Raw genomic sequence first — 17,593 nt, forward strand, 5'->3', positions numbered from 1 at the left:
ATTACAGATTTACAGAAAACCTCGGCAGAGCAGACTGCAGCTTCGCAAGCGTTGTCGCAAGAAGTTGCTGGGAAAATGGGGGAGATTGATAAAAGAGTAAAAGTTGGTATTGAAGATATAGAAAGCCAGTTCACGAATATTCATGGCATGACATTTAAGCGTATTAAGATCTCTTGGAAATATCCGTCGACTGGAGCTCGCGGCTCATATGCTACAGATGCTGAGGAAGGTGCAAAATCCGCAGCTATACTGCTTTTTCCTAATGATACTGGAAATTTGACCCCGTTAAAGCATATGTCAGGCACCATCTCCCTCTTGAGAGGAGGAGTAACGTCCAATGGCCATGCAGGCTTTGGAGACTTTGTGGCTCACCGAGGCTATGCTCAGTTTACGGGTGTAATGAACAATTCATTCGGCGATTTTGAGCCATTTATTACTAATAAATTTGTACATGAAGATAAAGAGTGGGTGGCATTGATTTTAAATCCTAAATCGTCAGGTGGAGCACCAACTGGTGGGATCTGGTTTGACGTAAAGTATAGGCTTCATGACGCTGCGGATAGCGAACAAATGTTTAAAATCATCAATCCAGTGGATGAACGTCTTTATAAAGATGTTTTTAGCTCGTCTACTTACATAAAGGGGTAAGAATTATGAAAAAGGTGGTTCAATCTTTTTACTGTGATGCGGTACCAGCTGAAGAAAAAGATGACATAGTCAATGATGCTTGGGTTTATATTCGTAAAGTTCGAGACGATTTAATTCAAGTGACAGATTTTACTCAGATGAGTGATTTTTCAATTACAGAAGAGAAGCGCTTAGAGTTTGCTGCGTACCGTCAGGCCTTACGCGACCTACCCCAAAACTTTTCCAATCCAAATGACGTAGTTTGGCCAGAAAAGCCAACCTTATAAACCGCTTCTAATAAGGCGGTTTTTTTGTACCTAGATGAAGCCCTTTACAGCAATGTGAAGGGCTTTTTTTATTGGAGCAATTTCTCTGTGCAGAAATCCAAAGCGAAAACACTGGAATACCCGATCATCAAAGAGTTTCGACTGAATGGTCGTTGGGTATATCCAAGCGAAAAAACTATCCACCTTCTACCTCAACAAACGGCCTTCCTTATCCAAAACGGAAAAATAGGGCCAGCAATTGAAGTGAAGGGTCGTCTAAATCCACGGAACAAGAGGGCAAATAATGCTCACGCCAATCCAAGATTTTGAGCTCAATGGGGTAGAAGTTAACACCATTGAGCCTCAACCAAGCATGGGGCCACTCGCATTACAGGTGGTTCACTTAACCGGTACCGCGCCAAATAAGAGTATTGGTTTGAATTATAACGAGCCAACGCGTTTATGGAATTACAGTCATGCGATGTTATCGCTTGATAGCGTTGGGACCAGGCAAGGCACATTGCCTAATGTGGTTCGCTACTTACTTGAATACGTTAAGTGCATTGTGTACGTCACGATTGTGGAAGCTAATGCGAACGTATCCGTCACTGAGGCGAATATCATCGGTGGGGTAAACAGTTCTACAGGAGCGATCTCCGGCCTTGAAACCGTTAAAGCGTGCGCAGAAACGCCAACCATCATTGCGGCGCCAGGTTTTAACTCGAAAGCCGTTGGTCAAAAGCTCGCTCTTATTGGTCGTGATGTTCGTTGCCGTCCGGTTCTTGATGGTCCTAATACTAATGATATGGAAGCTGCAGAGTTTGCAGCTGAATTTGGATCGGAAGGGACGGGACAAGATAAGCTGTCGATTATCGACCCATGGTTTTTGAAAACCTATGACGGTGTGCAATCTCTTATGCCTGCTTCTATTGCTTTGGTGGCAGCGATGGCCTCGGTTGAAGGTTGGGAGAGTCCGCAAAATCGAGGGGTACTTTGTGATGAAACTGCTCGTAATGTTTCATACAAAATTAATGATAAAACGACTCAAGCCAATTTCCTGAATAAGCATGGTGTAGTGACGATTGCTCGCACACGTATGGGGGGAGTGTCTATTATCGGCAACCGCTCTAATACCGGGCGTTTTCTTTCCCATGTCGGTTTGGAAGATTTGATGGCGCGTAAGCTTGAAGAAACCAGCCAACCATTGATGGGTAAACAGCTCACCGAAGAGTTTATGGGGCAAGTTGTTGACCGTCTAACGAACTGGGGCCAAAACTTAGTCGCTCAAGGTGTCATTCCCGTATTCAAAGCATTCCTGCATCCAAGTAAAAATAACCTAGAGAACTATACCTCTGGGCGTTGGTACTTGTGTGTCAACTATGGCCGCTATGCTCCAAACGAACACATGGTTTATGAGATGAGTGTGGACAACGGCCTTATTGAAGCATGGTTAGAGGAGGTCGTTAATGGTTGATCGTATTCGTATGCGGATCTCGGCTCAGGTTGAATCTGTGCCGCTGATGAACGAAATAGTGGAGTTCACTCCGGTTGATATCAAAACCAAGACGGTGTCTAACGAGGGCTCGTTTGTCCAGTCTGAAGATGTAGTGGGCTTTGAGCCGCTTAAGTGGACGCTTAAAGTACGAGGTGACCACCAAAAAATCCAAAACGCACTTGGTCGCTTCTTTATGGATAACGCTCAAGTGAACGTAACGGAAAAAGGCAAAGGCACCGACCAGACGAAGTACCAAGAGGTGTACTCGATGTATGGACCAATCACCAACATCAAAAAAGATGCAGTGAAGATGGGCGAAAAGCCAACCGTGACCATCGAAGGAACCTGCAAGGCGTACAAACTCACTGATACGGGTTCGGTCATTCACGACATTAACGTGGATACAGGTAAGACCGTTGTTGGTGGTGTTGATCTAATGGGAACTGCTGGTATTGGGTAATTACGCTTGTAACGTTCGTTACGATTTAATTGAAGTTTATGTCGAAATAGGGGGCTTGCGCGATCTGGAAAGGCGCTTATCTTAGATATTAGTTACAGAGAAATTGAATATATAAGGTATGAAACATGGCGTCTAAGAACGATGAAAAGGTTAATAAAAAAGAGAAAAACGATGAGATTGATATCGCGTGGGACGCAATCGAAAATGTCATTGTGAGTTTACAAGCAATTTCATCAACACTTAGCATCACCTTAGAAGGGAAAGAGCGAAGTAATGAAGATTATCGCGCAATTCAAGGCATGATGCAGTTAGCTGACTTTCAAGAGCGCAAGCTAAGTAGTTTGGTTTGTCAGACTCACTAACTTTACCTAATCAAAACCTAAGCCACCCAAACCGGGTGGCTTTTTTTATGGAAAAATTTCATGAAAAACCAAAGTAAACTGACTTTCTTCTCGCGTGAAAGCGTGGCACTTAAAACTATTCCTGTTGCGCAGTTCCGTAAGCTGCCGCATATCGAAGCCGAACAAGAACTCACGGCCAAACAGCTATTCGAACAACGCAAAGCGGTGATCATGGCTTGCAGTGATGTGGCCAAAGAAGAGTTCGAAACCTTATCGGTACCTGACTTCAATCAGCTTTATGACGACATTTGTGATTTGATTCTAAAACCATCAGATGAACTGCGAGGCGAACAGCTTAACGGTAAGTCGTTAGAGCTTACCTTGCTGCATCCTTTCGAGAATGAAGTGGGTGAGAATATTAATAAGGTGAAGTTTGCCATTCCTAAAGTAGCGCATTCTGAAGCGTTGGCAGACATAACTGAAGAGCGAGCGCGCGAAGATTTTATGTTTGAGGTGATCACAGGCTTGCAAACATCCGATCTTGATTTTCTCTCAATCAATGATTATTTGGCGCTAAAACCGCAGGTGGGTGCTTTTTTTCAACAATCGGCGGCGTACTTTCGCCCGACGACGTTGAGAGCTTAATCGACCTTATCCCAATGCACCGAAATACATCTGAATCTGAGCTAAGGCGATGGCCGCAAGATATCGCGGTGCGTCGTTATGAGCTCATTCTCGCCAAACTTGGGGTGAAATAATGTCCGAGAAAATTAACCTCGTTCTTAATACCACCGTAAATGGTCTTGAAGACATTGCTTCAACGACAACAGCTACAGAGCGATTAACTGCCGCACTTGAAAGCCAGCGTGGCGAGGTGATCTCACTTAATGGCAAGCTCAAACAGCTAAATGGTTTTGAGTCAGCCAGTAAGCGAGCGGCTAAGTTGGCAGGTCAGCTTGATGATGCCAAAACAAAGGTGACTCGCCTTAGTCAAGAATTGGAAGACAACAAACAGCGAACTTCAGGCCTTCGGGTTGAATACAGTAAGACACAAGCGGAGATTAAAAGCCTCAACTCCCAAATGAAAAAGGCTTCGGGCGAAGGGGCTATTGATTTAAAGAACCGGTTATACGAAGCGCAAAAACGGCTAGATTCGTTCAACGATGCGATTCACCACGGCAAGGTGAAAACCAATGAGTTGAATGCGGCCTATAAAGCGGCAGGCAAACGGGTTACCCAGCTAACTGATAGCCAAAATAAGCAGCGCGACAAACTCAGAGGGTTGGGTGCCGCGTTAAAAGAATCGAGGATCAATACTGGCCGTTTGAGTGATGAGCAAAGAAAGCTCGAAGCTCAGGCAGAAAAGGCCACAGTTGCAATCGCCAAACAAAATCGTCACTTGAAAGAGATGAAATCAATTCAATCACGAATTGATACTCGCGATGCAAAACTGAGTGAGATGGGTGGTAAAGCGACGTCGCTTGCCATGGCTGCTGCGCCAATAGCGGCCACGGTATGGTCGGCAGTTAAAAGCGAAAGCTCGTTTGCTGATGTGAAAAAGGTGGTCGATATGACCCCTGAAGAAGCAGACGCTATGCGTAATTGGTCGCTAAAAACCTCCACTGAAACACCGATGAGCGCCAATGACATCAACGCCATGTTGGCTGCTGGTGGGCAAAGCGGCATCAAAGACAAAGCTGAGTTAAAACAGTTCGTGCTCGATTCTGCCCAAATGGGTGTCGCTTTCGATATGGAAGCAGGCCAAGCGGGTGAAACCCTCGCGGTATTTAAAGCAGCATTAGGGTTAGATCAAAATGGTGCGATGGGCCTTGCTGGCCTTGCCAATCATTTATCGAACAACTCGAATGCGAAAGCTAAAGACATTGCAGGCGTGATGGCTAGGCAAGGAGCGTCTGCCAAAATGGCGGGGTTTTCCGCTAATGAAGCCGCGGCGCTTTCGGCGTCGATGTTGTCTGCAGGTATGGGTGAAGAACGTTCTGCAACCGCACTTAAGAATATCTCAGGTCGCCTAACTCTTGGCAGCGCAGCAACCAAAGCGCAGCAAACCGCGTTATCAACCGTAGGTTTCGATTCGGTAGACCTCGCGGCATCAATGCAAAACGATGCTTCGGGTACGTTACTGCAAGTGCTTGAAGCCATAAAAGATGCGCCATTAGAAGAACAAAGTGCGCTAATCACTCAAATCTTTGGTGAAGAAGCTAAAGGGGCTGTGGCTTCACTGGCGGGTAACACGGATCTCTTTCGTAAAACACTCAAGTTAGCTAAGCAAGGGCAAGACGTTCATATTCAGTCATTACAAGACGAATATGAGGCGCGAATAAACACCAGTGAAAACGGTATTTCTCAGTTCATCAACAAGGTGAACCGTTTAAGCGTGATCATTGGTACCGCTCTTTTACCCGCGCTCAATTGGGTACTTGAGCCATTAGGTGATGGCATCAACCTATTGGCGGACTTTGCCGAAGCTAACCAGGGCGTTACTGCTGCGGTTGGAATTGGTGTTGCTGGCTTATTGGCGTTCAAAGGCGCGATGTTAGCAGGCAAAGCCGCCTCCCTTATCTTTGGTAATACTCTCGATAAAGGGCGTTTGTTTCGAAAGGGCTTAAACCGAGAGACGCAGCAGAGTGGCCGCGCAGCGGCATTTGCAACTAAGCAATTGAGCCGGTTGAATCAAACCATGATGAGCATGGGATCTGGAGGTAGAGGAAGTAGTGGGCGAGGTGGCGGCTTGAGTGCTAGTGGGAGACGGTCAAAAAGTCGAATGCCTCCACGCAAGTTACGTTCACGAAACCCATTAGCGCGAGCCTACAACATGGCAAGCACTATGATGACCTCTAATAAAGCGGCATTACCTTTGGCATTGGGTGGGGGAGCATTGGCCATGACGCCCTCGATTGCCATGGCTCAAGACGGTATAGGGTTAGCTGGAGATATTGCGCAAGGCGCAGGGAAGATAGGGCTAGGTAAGTTACTCAGGCCGCTTGATATGGCGATTAGTGCCGGCAACATTGCAACGGCGGTGACCGAAGGCGATACCAAGACTGCATTGGCCGAAGGTGGTGGGTTACTTGGCAGCATGGGCGGTGCCAGTCTTGGAGCGACTATCGGAACCATGATTTTCCCAGGTGTCGGTACCGTGATAGGTGGTTTAGCCGGTTCGCTATTAGGCGATCTTGGTGGTGAGTTTTTAGGAGGATGGTTTGGCGATAAGCTGGATTCGCCCGACGACAAGCTCATGGCCTCGGAATCCGTCTCTGAAAAGTTAGTTGAGAAAGAAAAAACCGAATCTCTTATTCGACAAACACCCAATGTCACCTTTAAAACCGACGTCGCTATTCAAACCGTACCAGGCATGGATGAACAGAAAATTGCGGCTCAGGTTACCGCTCAAATTGACCAACAAATGAAGTCTCAATATGAATCTTTAACGGGGCTTACCATCGACGATTCCATTAGCGTATCTGCTATTGATAGAGGTTAACCATGCATCATTTAGTGATCGGAGAGTTCGTGTTTTCGGTTGGAGATAAAACACCCATAACGAAGTTTGATAGAACTACGGCGGGCGCTTACTCAGAAGTCGGCCTCATTGATAATGCGCGTTCAGAGCGAACGGGCAGACCTCTTGAAACGATAGACATCACAGCAAAATGGCTTCAATACAGCGCTGCTAAATCAGTGGATGCGATTCGTGCCTTGATTGATGAGCCTCAACAAGTGAGTGATGGTCAAGGTTTTAACCTTGGCCGTTGGACGATTAAGCAGATTAAAGAGGGGCGCAGTGAGCTTATCCACGATGGTCGAGCCATGGTGACTGATATGTCTTTGCAGCTACTGGAGTCTCGTGGATGAAAATATTTGCTCGTAAAGGGGAATTAATCACCGATTTACTTTTTAAACAAACAGGCCAAGACAGTGATCAGTTAGAGATCGAGTTTTATCGCCTTAATCCGCATGTCCGTGGTGATGTCTTTACTGCGGATACCAATGTCCATATTCCTGAAATATCCACTGTGAAACCCACTCAATCTGTTACGAGGTCTTGGGATTAATGTTCAAACTAGTAGGTAAAAATAGCGAACTGTTATTGGGTCGTCTTAAATCCTGGCGCCTATCTGATGGCAACGGGATTGAGGGGGATAGCCTTTCTTTAACGATCAATTCTGATGACATTGACGGCATTCCCCCGAAAGGTGAGAGGTACTCTGTGTATTTGGGGGAAGTGCTACGTGATGAATTTCAAATATCGAAACGTTCAATCAGTTTACATCCGCGTGAAGTTGTCTTAGTGCTATCGGTCGCCCCATTCAGTATTAAAGATGAAACCGGTTATCGAGAGCGTAAGTCGATGAGCTGGGATAACACAACACTTGCTCAAATCGTGGCGGATAATGTTGCCCCTCATGGCTTTCAAGCTTTTGTTCATCCGAGATTACAAAAAATTGAAATCGAGCATATTGATCGTACTGATGAAAGTACACCGTCATTCCTTTATCGACTAGCCAAACAATATGATGCCGTCGCCAAGCCTATCGATGGCCGTTTCATATTTGCTCCCAAGGGAGAAGCAAGAAGCGCAAGTGGCAAACATATTGAAACCGTTACCTTGTCACAACCTAGTGGTAATCAACCTCAATTGCCTAATTTCACCAATGTGAGTATCGACCTCGATGGCCGAACGGATGTCACAGGCGTGAAAGCATTTTATCTTTCGACTGAGAACGGCACTCGGCAAGAAATCAGAAAAGGGAAGGCACCATTTAGATCGATTGGTAAAGATAGAAACAGCCAGCAAGAAGCTGAGCAGGCATGCGCTAGTGAACTAAGAAAAATGCAGCGAGAAGGACGAAAGCTCAGTATCGAAGCACCGCCAAATCCTGCTGTGTTTGCTGAAGGGCTATTGGTTTTGGATAGCTCTTTCCCTGGTGTATTCCAAGGAACGTGCTCAATAGATAGCGTCTCGATTTCAGGTCAAGGCCTGCAGCCAAGACGAATGAGTATTAAAGCCACCTTAACGGGAGAATAGGATGATTACGTTGAATTCTGGTGTTCATCATGTTGCGACCGTTCGCTGTAAGATTTCTGATACCCAAATTAGAAAATATGCGAGAGACCCGAGGGTTAAGCAGCTCAAAGATGTACGTTATTCGCTGTATTACATTTTTGGTAAAGACCGTCAAAAAGGTAGTTGGCGGTTATTCTCATACCAAAACACTAAACAAAGTAGTGTTGTCTTTGCCCACTTTCCCAAAACGTCAGCATCTCAAGCCATTCAACTAGTCAAAGACAACAATGAAAACAACACCCCTCTCGTGCGCCACCATTTTCTGCTGTTGGTGACGGATGTGTTGGAGTGGCATATTTCGAGACAAGAAAAGCTTGGTCGACTTGAAAAAAATCGTTTGATAGCTATTCGGAGCATGTTTAATGCCCATTTATATTCGATGTTTGATGGTGTAGAGGTCACGGCTTTGTCACGAATGGTGATTGATGACTATTTTGTGGTGCCATTTCTTCAAAGCGGATATTCATTAAGCTATGCCAAAGGTTTGTTTCAGCTAGTTAAAGTTGCATTTTCTACGGCGTATTCAATGAAAAAACTGTTTTCAAACCCGATGAGCGATATGCGATGGACCGATTTTGTTAGCCAGTCCATTCGGCCTAAGCCACCTAAATTAATGCCGATGAATATTTTGGAAACTTTAAATTCAATTAGGCATGTTGAGCCTATACCTAAGGCGTTGTGTACGCTGATGTTGTACCACGGAACTCGGATAGGAGAAACTCGGTTAGCTAAGTGGTCTCATATTAATTTTGAGACAAAGCAATGGCTCATCCCGGCGGATAATACAAAGACAAAACGGTTGATCATCTATCCATTAACTGACGAGATGATTGAGTTTCTTAAGTCCTATAAGGCGTGGCTGTTGGATAACCATTACAAAGGAAAGAACTTATTTCCTTTGTGTAAAAGAGATAAAAGCCCTCTCCATCGAGCTCAAGCCTGCAAATTGGTAAGAGCCGTAAGCCGTGGGAAATGGTCGGCTCATGATCTGCGAAAGCTAGCTAGAACAATTTGGGCAGATATTGGTGTGGACTATTTTATTGCTGAATCATTATTGAACCATGCGAAAGATAAGTTAGACGTCATATACATCCACTCTCAAGTTGAACTTCAGAAGAGGGACGCGCTAGTTGATTACCATAAATGGTTAAAAAAGTGCTGGTGAAGCTGCGTATGACCTGCATCTATAGGTTGGGTGTTTTTGTAGAAAGGTTATTTAAATCAATTGTTAAAGTGATTTTCATTCTATGTCTAGGAGGAGTGTAACGAGATGTCGTTTTTATGCCAAAACGAGCCAGTTAATGAGGCTCTTATAACCATTGCGCGTAAAGTTCCTCATCAAGTCGGGTTGGTAAAGTTAAGCAAGACTCAACTACGAGTTCTTAAGGTGATCAACGTTGGTGAAGAGGTGACTGCATTACAAATTTCGGAGCGATGTGATTTGTCATCTAGCTTTTCGAGTACCCTGTTAAAAGGGCTAGTTACAAAAAGCTACTTATCCCGTAGGGAAAGTAGCCGATTGTATGGTGGTGTAGAGTATAGCTACTTCTTAATTTGAATACTCAAAGGTGGGAGCGGAAAGTATTCTTCATGCTTTGGCTCAGAGAATGAGGAGTCGACTTTAAGTGAGTAAGTGCAATTAATTATACAATCAATTGTGAACTGGTCGGTTGCTGCGATAGTTGCAATCCATATTGTTATACTTGTGGAGATTGCTAGTACATAGAATCGGAAATCAACGAGCAACTCACCAAATTTTGGTTTGTCTAAGAAGAGTAGGACGGAGAGCACAAAAGTTATAAGAGTTGCACCTAACCCAGCCAATGCCCAAAGCTGTAGAGGGTTCGATATTATGGAACCCGCCGCCGTGATTACAAAGGTAATTATGGCTGTGAATATGATTAACTGTTCAAACCCTTTTTTATTGGCATTATCAGCGATTATGGATACTTCTTGTTTGACTGAACGCTGTAAATCCATCAACGATTGGGCCTGGGAAAGCTCAAAGCTTAAGTTGGTTATAAAGTCGGCAGAAATGTTATTGGCTTGAAATATAGTGTCATTTTCCAAACTTTCTCTAATGCGTTTTGCAGAGTCAATATCTAAATTTTGTAGATATTTGTGGAACAAACCGACTCCTGCCATCAAGTAGTAGCCAGCCACTTGATCTGGTTGTTTTATAGAATGTAGATGCGCAAGGGAAAGTAAGAAACGCTTTTCTAAATCGTCAAGTTCGTTTCTATTACAATCAAATGAGCAGGCAATATTGCAGTAGATCATTTGAAACCAATGATTCTTAGGGAAGGAATCAAGAGTGTCCAATATTTCGACTAGGTTGCGTTGGTCGGTCTTATCACTGTTCCACAATAACTCTTGGAAAATAAATGATGCCCCTTCGCTTTTCTCGACGGAAAGTTTGAATCTTAAAGATGGTATCAATTTTTGCGTCAAAGGAAGCTTAGATAAACTAGTGCAGTTGTCAAACCACATCCGGACGTTCTTTGAGTCCCAATTAGATGGATTGTACTCGCCTAGATCTTGATAGGCCTCAAGAAGTTTGTCTAATGATGCTTCGCAAGTATCAACGTCAGATTGTAGTAAAGCTTTCCATTGTGAGTCTATTTTTTGATGCGCTTTTTGTATCGCGTTCATTCAGCATATGCCACTCTGTTAAAAGTTGTATCCTATCAAAGTCTATAGGTTCTTTTAAGTTTAATGGAATAGCCTACGCGGCCACATCTCGCGAAATAAAAATTTTTCGGGCTCTATGACCACCACCACCCTTGATAAAAAGAATGTTAGCCCTTGTCTCTTTGCTATCAAGCGTGATGCGTAACGCTGCAAATAGTGTAAGGGTTGAAGTGTGACTAATGTTCCAAGCTCAAACATGTCGGACTCCAAAATAGTTCGCTATTTACATTAAAGTTTGATCACTTTTTGGCAGAAAAGACGTGATTGGCTAGATGTAGCTAACGCAATTCTGCCCCATTCCTTCTTTCTGCAAATAACCAATCACCCAATTAGCACATCATTTAACGGATTTCCTCTAACAGGTTTATTAGTTGATACTGACTATCTGGTAATTCAGTCATAATGACAGGGAAGAACGGCACACACTCACCATATTATTCAGTAAGATACGATTATTTATTCGCCAGTAATTAGTCGGACTTGTATAGGAATAAGTGCCATGAGTATATCGGATATAAAAGTAGTAGAGTTTCATCAAAAGCAAGGTGGTCAGTCTATCGCTGCCGATGAGCTAACAAGCTACTTGATTGACAGCGGTTCAATATCTAAATTTCATGATGCGCTACCTGATGAGTTGCAACGAATACTTGCTCCTTTTGTGGAAAAAAGCCCGAATGCTTACCTCAACGCATTAAAATCTCAATTAAAATCAGAAAGGTGGGTGGCAGTCAACGCGGCATCCTCCGTGCCTGCCTCTTCTTATAAAAGTGCGTACTACCCACCGGTACAACAAGAGCCTAAACTCGTAAGCACCCAAACCACCGTCAGTAATACAGAAGAAGACCAAAGACAGGATCTTGAATACACTTTTGAGCTCTCGTGCTCTCAGTCGTCTTTTAGTTCACATGTTGGATGGGATGTGGCGTTAGCTAAAACGAGTACGTCACCGATGCATTCTCGTTGGAGCGAGCAAGAAAACGAGCACAGCACGCAATTGGTGGCCAGCATAAAAGAGGATGCGCCAAGGACGCTTGCATTGTCATCGAGAGATTCTGCAGTACCCTTATCAATCCCTGACGTCTCAGCCAAACCTAAAGGGACGAACGCACTCAATGAAGCCTTCCTCGCAGTGATGCCGGCTGTACAGTTTGGTGAACGACTAGGGCTTGCCACTCAAGGGTATTATTACCACTTTAGTGAAGGCAAGCTCGTTCAAGAGTACAAAATCATCGGTAATGGTAATTGTCGGTTCTGCCTGACCTATTCGGATGAACTCACACTTAGCGATGAGCTTCGTCCTACCGCTTGGCAAAGTGCGATACCGATTCAATGGCGTGTCGATAATCAGGTGTTGGACAACCAGCACTTACTCTATCTTCCTCGTAAGTTGACACAAGATGAGTTTTCTTCGGTGAATCCAGCGTGGCTCAATGAGCAAGGACTTGCGTTGAATATTTCAGAACTTGTGGATGTAGGACAAGGTAAGGAAACCCCGAATGAACGATATCATGCCCCACTGAATTGCCATTACCCACACCCTGGCCGTTTATTACATGGGACAGAGATTGTCGCCATCAATAGTCCCAGTCTCGTTGCCAAAGGTATTCCGGTCATCAATCTTCGCCCTGAAAAACTCTTTCGTATCGGCGTGTTTTTTGATGGGACGGGGGCCAACGATAAGAATGACGCTTACAAAGAGCAGCGTGGAAATAAGTCACGCAGCAATGTGGCGCGTTTGTTTGCGGCTTATCCACAGATTCAAGGTGAATCTGCAAAAATATACATATCGGGCGTGGGCACCGTCGACATTGAAGACGACAGTCAGCGCCCCTCCATCATCGATGCCGAAAAAGATGAAACCGGACCAGAGCAGGCGCTTGGGGTGGGTGCACAGCAGGCCTTTGGTGGAGGCTTTGCTGATGCTATTGCGGGTATTAGCGGCAAAGTCTTACTCAACTATGTGGACGGTGAAAATGGTGCGTTTTACAAATGGCAGAGTTTGCTTAGTCAGTTGCAGCGCACTATCGATGAATTGGAACAATCCGGCTCTTATAATGACATCACCCATATCGTTTTTGATGTTATCGGTTTTAGCCGAGGTGCGGCATTATCTCGTCACTTTGTTAATACACTGTACCAAGGATTACCGGATTACCATCGACCAGTTGCGGGCAAGCAGGCGGATGTTACGGTTTACCCTCATCTATTGGGTAATGAAAGCAACAAAAAGTTTTCAGAAGAAGGTGGTTATGAACGCGATGATACGAAAGGCGTCAGTGTAAGGTTCTTGGGGTTATTTGATACCGTAGGGTCGTTTTACTTAGCGGGGAATAACGATGAAGGTAATTTTCAGCTGGGCCTAGAGCCGACGATGGCCACCACGGTCTTGCAGTTGGTTGCCGAACATGAGTATCGGAAAAACTTTCCATTAACTTCACTGAGTCGTGATAATTGGTTACCCGATAATTTCCACCAAGAACACTTCCCAGGATGCCATACCGATGTGGGAGGCGGTTACCCTTCAATTGAGCAATATGAGAAAGAGGGACTCCCTGACTATGTGGGCTTTCCGGTGAGCAGTACCTACAACCGTAACGAAATAAAATCAGAAACCATTGATATCGTGCACGCTAATTTTGCATACCCTGGGGGAAGTCTAGATAAGGTTGCTATGATAGAGCGCACTCGCCAAGTTAAAGATGCCGAATGGAAAAAGACATGCCGACAACGGTTTGGCCATTACGGTGAGGTAAAAGAAAAAGACAACACGCTCTATTTTTATCACTTTAAACCCGTGAGTAATGCGATAGCAGGGCTAGCCCTTGAGCGCATGAAGCAACAAGCTCAAAACGCAGGAGTAAAATGGATCGAGCCAGATTATATTGAAAACCTAACTCCTGACTATGTGAACGATGAGCTCTGCCAATCTCTATGGGCTAATATGTCAACCAAGCAATTGGGGGAGCTAACCAGCGAAGATTGGAAAACAACGCTTCAACCAACGCTTATCTTTGACAACTATATCCACCGCTCTCATGATACGGTGATTAACCTCCCGTATAAGACGGTCAGGGAAACTCTTATAAACAGCATCACAACCGATGAAAAAACAGAAAAAACACCAGAGCGGAGAATTTGGGACAATGCCTAAGTACGTAATAACGACACTCCTCATTGCAATGGTCGCCTTGAGTGGTTGTCAAGAAGAGCAGCCGTTAATAAAGGCGAGCATTGGTAATGCGGGAAGCCTTAGTGGGTTCTATGGGATCCGTGATGTCGCTATCCAAACCACAGGCGGTGGTTGGACCGGCTTTGGTTATGGAGCCGTCAATGGCTATCCTGGAGCAAGTGCCGACATCGGAAAAATGGGCGTCCCCGCACATATCAAAGGGACATGGCGTAAAGGCTGGAGTTATGATGATGAACTGGTCTACTACCGTATTGATGCACCGATTGACGCTGAATTAGCTGAGAAGAAAATGCGCACTTTGCAGAGCTATTATAAAGACTATCAGCCTACTCGAGCTTCAATGCAGGTCATCGTAGATGAAGAGCGTATCCAAGTTATGTTTACTGTTGGCTGTTATTCTTACCGGATGGATTGTTCACCAAGCGAAGATGCGGATCCAAATGGATGGGTAGTGATGAACCCATCGAGTACAACTGAAGTGGTTGTTTTGTTTGATGGTAAAGGTGAATCTTCGCCTGTACCGTTTGAATGATGATTCTAATACTTAACGGCTACGCACTGGCGAGATAGTGCTCTAAGTTTAGTGGTTTGAGATACTTGTAATTATTAATGGTTTTTTAATTTAGAAGAATCGCTAACAAGCTTTTGTCCAAAAACGTTTCAGAAATTGAACAATTTTTATTGTCATCCCTACATTCTTATTGCTAGCAACGCACCTCAAAATGAACAAACTTTAGTGTTCATACCGCGATAGGAATCTTGAAAGAGGCACATTGCAGATCAAACTATATTGGCCTCCGACAAAACATAATCATAAAGCGGTTTGAATTGACGAGTCTACATATCTGCTTCAAACTTAAACAAATCAGATTTCCTCAAAAATAACGCTTAAACCATAGATGCAGACCATAACAGCATAAAGTCCAACGCTTATTGTGAGTCGGATGCTTTGAAATTTATAAATGCCTGTTATTATTGAATTGTATTCAGTGCAATTCATATAATATTGGTGGGTTATGCAGCAGGTTGAGTTTGAGCAAGATGGCAGTCGTGTCGACACTGAACGTTATGTCGAGTCACCTGATACATATGATGGGAAAATTATATGTATCGAATGTAAAAAGAAATCCTGGTATATAAAATCATATACTTACCAAAATGTTGAAAGAGTCGCCTGTTTTGGTGCTCATCATCTAGATGGTTGTGATAGAGCTACATCAATACTGATAGCTGAAGGAATGGAAGGGGCTGAATTTGATGCTGAACAGGATAAAAGCAATGCGGATATACATGTTAACCTAGATAAAACGAAGCATGGTTCAGTTGAGGTATCACAACCCGCGGATAAGCTTCATGGTGATGAGCATACATGGACTGTGTCATCTCGCCCAAGTGTTATGGGCAATAAAAAAGGATTCCCCAACAATCGCTCGTTGCGACAAATCCTCAGTTATCTCGCAAAAAATCCCCAATATGGCGAAGGAAAAAGTATACAGATTACTGCCGATTCTGGACGTGAACTGTTGAATGGAATGCTTCGTGATCATCTAGTTGAAATTCCTTTTCTTAAAGAGGATGACTTTCAAAACCAAAAATTATTTTGGGGGGAAATTAATAATTTCACTGAAAAGCCGGATGGTTCTCTATGGCTCAATTACGGCTCATATGCTGAACCAAGCCTATACCTAGATAAAAAGTTGAAAGAAGATGTCATGCGCGTTTATAAGTTGAAGAGCTTAGAACGCTTCCGTGGCTCTCATTTTTTAGTTTTTGGTGTGATCGGTAAATCTCCAAAAGGGAAGCCAATTATTAGGGCTGCATTTCCTAAATATATGAATTTTATTAATTACAGACTAGAGCCCTCTGACTAGCTTCGTTGATGCTATAGGATTATTGTTATTTGGTATAATTTCGTTACAATGCACGTGTATTAACGAGGGTGCATCTGTATTTGTACCTGAATTTGTACCAAATCTTACATATATCCCCAACAGGTAACCTAACTTGTTGAATTAAATATATTAAATAATTTTCATGTGTTGCTTGGTGTGCAACACCACTGTAAAGGACAAATAATGCCAATTATTACTCTTCCTGACGGTAGTCAGCGTCAATTTGACAACCCTGTATCAACTCTAGATGTTGCCCTATCAATCGGTCCTGGTCTTGCGAAAGCAACCATTGCTGGTCGTGTAGACGGCGAGCGTGTTGATGCTTGTGATCTTATCGAAAACGATGCAAGCCTAGAAATCATCACAGCTAAAGATGAAGTTGATGGCCTTGAGATCGTTCGTCACTCTTGTGCTCACCTTTTAGGTCACGCGATTAAGCAGCTTTTTCCAGAAGCGAAAATGGCGATCGGTCCTACCATCGATAACGGTTTCTACTACGATATCGACCTTGAGCACTCTCTAACGCAAGAAGATCTAGAAAAGATTGAAAAGCGTATGAAAGAGCTAGCGAAGACCAAGTACCAGGTTGTTAAGAAGAAAGTTAGCTGGCAGGAAGCGCGTGACGCATTCGAAGCTCGCGGCGAAACTTACAAAATCGAAATCTTGGATGAGAACGTTTCTAAAGACGATCGTCCAGGCCTGTACCATCATGAAGAATACATTGATATGTGTCGTGGTCCACACGTTCCACATATGGGCTTCTGCCAACACTTCACGCTACTTAACGTAGCGGGTGCTTACTGGCGTGGTAACAGTGACAACAAGATGCTTCAACGTATCTACGGCACTGCATTCCACGACAAGAAAGCGCTTAAGGCTCACCTAGTGCGCCTAGAAGAAGCGGCTAAGCGTGATCACCGTAAAATCGGTAAGCACTTAGATCTATTCCACATGCAGCAAGAAGCACCAGGCATGGTGTTCTGGCATCACAATGGTTGGACTATCTTCCGTGAGCTAGAAGTATTTATTCGTCAGAAGCTGACTGAGTACGACTACCAAGAAGTTAAAGGCCCATTAATGATGGACCGTGTTCTTTGGGAACGTTCTGGTCACTGGGATAAGTACGCTGAAGCGATGTTCACTACTTCTTCAGAGAACCGTGAATACGCGATTAAGCCAATGAACTGTCCTGGTCACGTTCAAATCTTCAACCAAGGTTTGAAATCTTACCGTGATCTACCGCTACGTATGGCTGAGTTCGGCTCATGTCACCGTAACGAGCCGTCTGGCGCACTTCACGGCATTATGCGTGTTCGTGGCTTCACTCAAGATGATGCTCACGTATTCTGTACTGAAGACCAAGTTCAGCAAGAAGTTAAAGCTTGTATTGAAATGGTTTACGATACTTACACAACTTTCGGTTTCGAAAACATTGTTGTTAAGCTATCTACTCGCCCAGAACAGCGCGTAGGTTCAGACGAAATGTGGGACCGTGCAGAGGCCGATCTTAAGCAAGCGCTTGAGGCGATGGAGATTGCATACGAG

At 44.2% G+C, this 17,593-nt stretch carries 16 protein-coding genes and 1 pseudogene; 16 read left to right on the forward strand and 1 reads right to left on the reverse strand.

The window, feature by feature from the left end:
• The 12 genes and pseudogenes from AACR09_RS05475 to AACR09_RS05530 all read left to right on the forward strand — a co-directional run.
• Nucleotides 1-648 (forward strand): annotated as a pseudogene (locus AACR09_RS05475) (hypothetical protein); the annotation flags it as partial.
• A gap of 5 nt (nt 649-653) precedes the next feature.
• On the forward strand, nt 654-914 hold the full coding sequence (locus AACR09_RS05480; RefSeq protein ID WP_228010946.1) for a tail fiber assembly protein: 261 nt from the start codon (nt 654-656) through the stop codon (nt 912-914).
• A gap of 283 nt (nt 915-1,197) precedes the next feature.
• A complete protein-coding gene (locus tag AACR09_RS05485; protein ID WP_076669687.1) occupies nt 1,198-2,367 on the forward strand; it encodes a phage tail protein in 1,170 nt (389 codons plus the stop codon).
• A complete protein-coding gene (locus AACR09_RS05490; protein WP_193836130.1) occupies nt 2,360-2,848 on the forward strand; it encodes a phage major tail tube protein in 489 nt (162 codons plus the stop codon). The genes AACR09_RS05485 and AACR09_RS05490 overlap by 8 nt, the downstream gene beginning before the upstream one ends.
• 125 nt (nt 2,849-2,973) lie before the next feature.
• Nucleotides 2,974-3,210, forward strand: coding sequence for a hypothetical protein (locus AACR09_RS05495; RefSeq protein WP_108194675.1), 237 nt, complete (start codon nt 2,974-2,976; stop codon nt 3,208-3,210).
• 60 nt (nt 3,211-3,270) lie between these two features.
• Nucleotides 3,271-3,834: a hypothetical protein gene (locus tag AACR09_RS05500; RefSeq protein WP_017088398.1), complete on the forward strand. Its 564-nt coding sequence runs from the start codon at nt 3,271-3,273 to the stop codon at nt 3,832-3,834.
• Nucleotides 3,835-3,946: 112 nt separating this feature from the next.
• Entirely contained in the window at nt 3,947-6,691 is a 2,745-nt protein-coding gene (locus AACR09_RS05505; protein ID WP_193836131.1) for a phage tail tape measure protein, read from the forward strand.
• Nucleotides 6,692-6,693: 2 nt separating this feature from the next.
• A complete protein-coding gene (locus tag AACR09_RS05510; RefSeq protein WP_004733483.1) occupies nt 6,694-7,062 on the forward strand; it encodes a phage tail protein in 369 nt (122 codons plus the stop codon).
• A complete protein-coding gene (locus tag AACR09_RS05515) occupies nt 7,059-7,262 on the forward strand; it encodes a hypothetical protein (RefSeq protein WP_004733484.1) in 204 nt (67 codons plus the stop codon). The genes AACR09_RS05510 and AACR09_RS05515 overlap by 4 nt, the downstream gene beginning before the upstream one ends.
• Nucleotides 7,262-8,236, forward strand: a complete 975-nt coding sequence (locus AACR09_RS05520; RefSeq protein ID WP_193836132.1) for a contractile injection system protein, VgrG/Pvc8 family — start codon at nt 7,262-7,264, stop codon at nt 8,234-8,236. Before AACR09_RS05515 ends, AACR09_RS05520 begins: the two co-directional genes overlap by 1 nt.
• A 1-nt stretch (nt 8,237) precedes the next feature.
• Entirely contained in the window at nt 8,238-9,440 is a 1,203-nt protein-coding gene (locus AACR09_RS05525) for a site-specific integrase (protein ID WP_108195815.1), read from the forward strand.
• 105 nt (nt 9,441-9,545) lie between these two features.
• Nucleotides 9,546-9,833, forward strand: a complete 288-nt coding sequence (locus AACR09_RS05530; RefSeq protein ID WP_228010948.1) for a MarR family transcriptional regulator — start codon at nt 9,546-9,548, stop codon at nt 9,831-9,833.
• Here AACR09_RS05530 and AACR09_RS05535 read toward each other — a convergent pair.
• Nucleotides 9,818-10,927 carry a hypothetical protein gene (locus AACR09_RS05535; RefSeq protein WP_193836133.1) on the reverse strand — a complete coding sequence of 370 codons (1,110 nt, stop codon included), beginning with the start codon at nt 10,925-10,927 and terminating at the stop codon, nt 9,818-9,820. The two genes, AACR09_RS05530 and AACR09_RS05535, sit on opposite strands and share 16 nt — an antisense overlap.
• A 538-nt stretch (nt 10,928-11,465) precedes the next feature.
• Here AACR09_RS05535 and AACR09_RS05540 point away from each other — a divergent pair.
• From AACR09_RS05540 to thrS, 4 genes are all read left to right on the forward strand, one after another.
• Complete coding sequence (locus tag AACR09_RS05540; protein WP_193836134.1) at nt 11,466-14,117, forward strand: DUF2235 domain-containing protein; 2,652 nt, start codon at nt 11,466-11,468, stop codon at nt 14,115-14,117.
• A complete protein-coding gene (locus AACR09_RS05545; RefSeq protein ID WP_054542402.1) occupies nt 14,110-14,688 on the forward strand; it encodes a hypothetical protein in 579 nt (192 codons plus the stop codon). Before AACR09_RS05540 ends, AACR09_RS05545 begins: the two co-directional genes overlap by 8 nt.
• A gap of 484 nt (nt 14,689-15,172) precedes the next feature.
• Complete coding sequence (locus AACR09_RS05550; RefSeq protein WP_102291055.1) at nt 15,173-16,027, forward strand: hypothetical protein; 855 nt, start codon at nt 15,173-15,175, stop codon at nt 16,025-16,027.
• A 204-nt stretch (nt 16,028-16,231) separates the two neighbouring features.
• Nucleotides 16,232-17,593 (forward strand): threonine--tRNA ligase (gene thrS, locus AACR09_RS05555; RefSeq protein WP_228010950.1); only part of this gene is annotated, 1,362 nt, incomplete at its 3' end.

It is taken from the genome of Vibrio sp. OPT20, assembly GCF_963889365.1.
GTDB lineage: Bacteria > Pseudomonadota > Gammaproteobacteria > Enterobacterales > Vibrionaceae > Vibrio > Vibrio splendidus.

Coding starts and splice junctions, on each gene's coding strand:
- AACR09_RS05535 (WP_193836133.1), bottom strand. CDS start 10,927: ATGAACGCGATACAAAAAGCGCATCAAAAAATAGACTCACAATGGAAA.
- AACR09_RS05550 (WP_102291055.1), top strand. CDS start 15,173: ATGCAGCAGGTTGAGTTTGAGCAAGATGGCAGTCGTGTCGACACTGAA.
- AACR09_RS05525 (WP_108195815.1), top strand. CDS start 8,238: ATGATTACGTTGAATTCTGGTGTTCATCATGTTGCGACCGTTCGCTGT.
- AACR09_RS05500 (WP_017088398.1), top strand. CDS start 3,271: ATGAAAAACCAAAGTAAACTGACTTTCTTCTCGCGTGAAAGCGTGGCA.
- AACR09_RS05490 (WP_193836130.1), top strand. CDS start 2,360: ATGGTTGATCGTATTCGTATGCGGATCTCGGCTCAGGTTGAATCTGTG.
- AACR09_RS05520 (WP_193836132.1), top strand. CDS start 7,262: ATGTTCAAACTAGTAGGTAAAAATAGCGAACTGTTATTGGGTCGTCTT.
- AACR09_RS05480 (WP_228010946.1), top strand. CDS start 654: ATGAAAAAGGTGGTTCAATCTTTTTACTGTGATGCGGTACCAGCTGAA.
- AACR09_RS05505 (WP_193836131.1), top strand. CDS start 3,947: ATGTCCGAGAAAATTAACCTCGTTCTTAATACCACCGTAAATGGTCTT.
- AACR09_RS05545 (WP_054542402.1), top strand. CDS start 14,110: ATGCCTAAGTACGTAATAACGACACTCCTCATTGCAATGGTCGCCTTG.
- AACR09_RS05510 (WP_004733483.1), top strand. CDS start 6,694: ATGCATCATTTAGTGATCGGAGAGTTCGTGTTTTCGGTTGGAGATAAA.
- AACR09_RS05530 (WP_228010948.1), top strand. CDS start 9,546: ATGTCGTTTTTATGCCAAAACGAGCCAGTTAATGAGGCTCTTATAACC.
- AACR09_RS05540 (WP_193836134.1), top strand. CDS start 11,466: ATGAGTATATCGGATATAAAAGTAGTAGAGTTTCATCAAAAGCAAGGT.
- AACR09_RS05495 (WP_108194675.1), top strand. CDS start 2,974: ATGGCGTCTAAGAACGATGAAAAGGTTAATAAAAAAGAGAAAAACGAT.
- AACR09_RS05515 (WP_004733484.1), top strand. CDS start 7,059: ATGAAAATATTTGCTCGTAAAGGGGAATTAATCACCGATTTACTTTTT.
- AACR09_RS05485 (WP_076669687.1), top strand. CDS start 1,198: ATGCTCACGCCAATCCAAGATTTTGAGCTCAATGGGGTAGAAGTTAAC.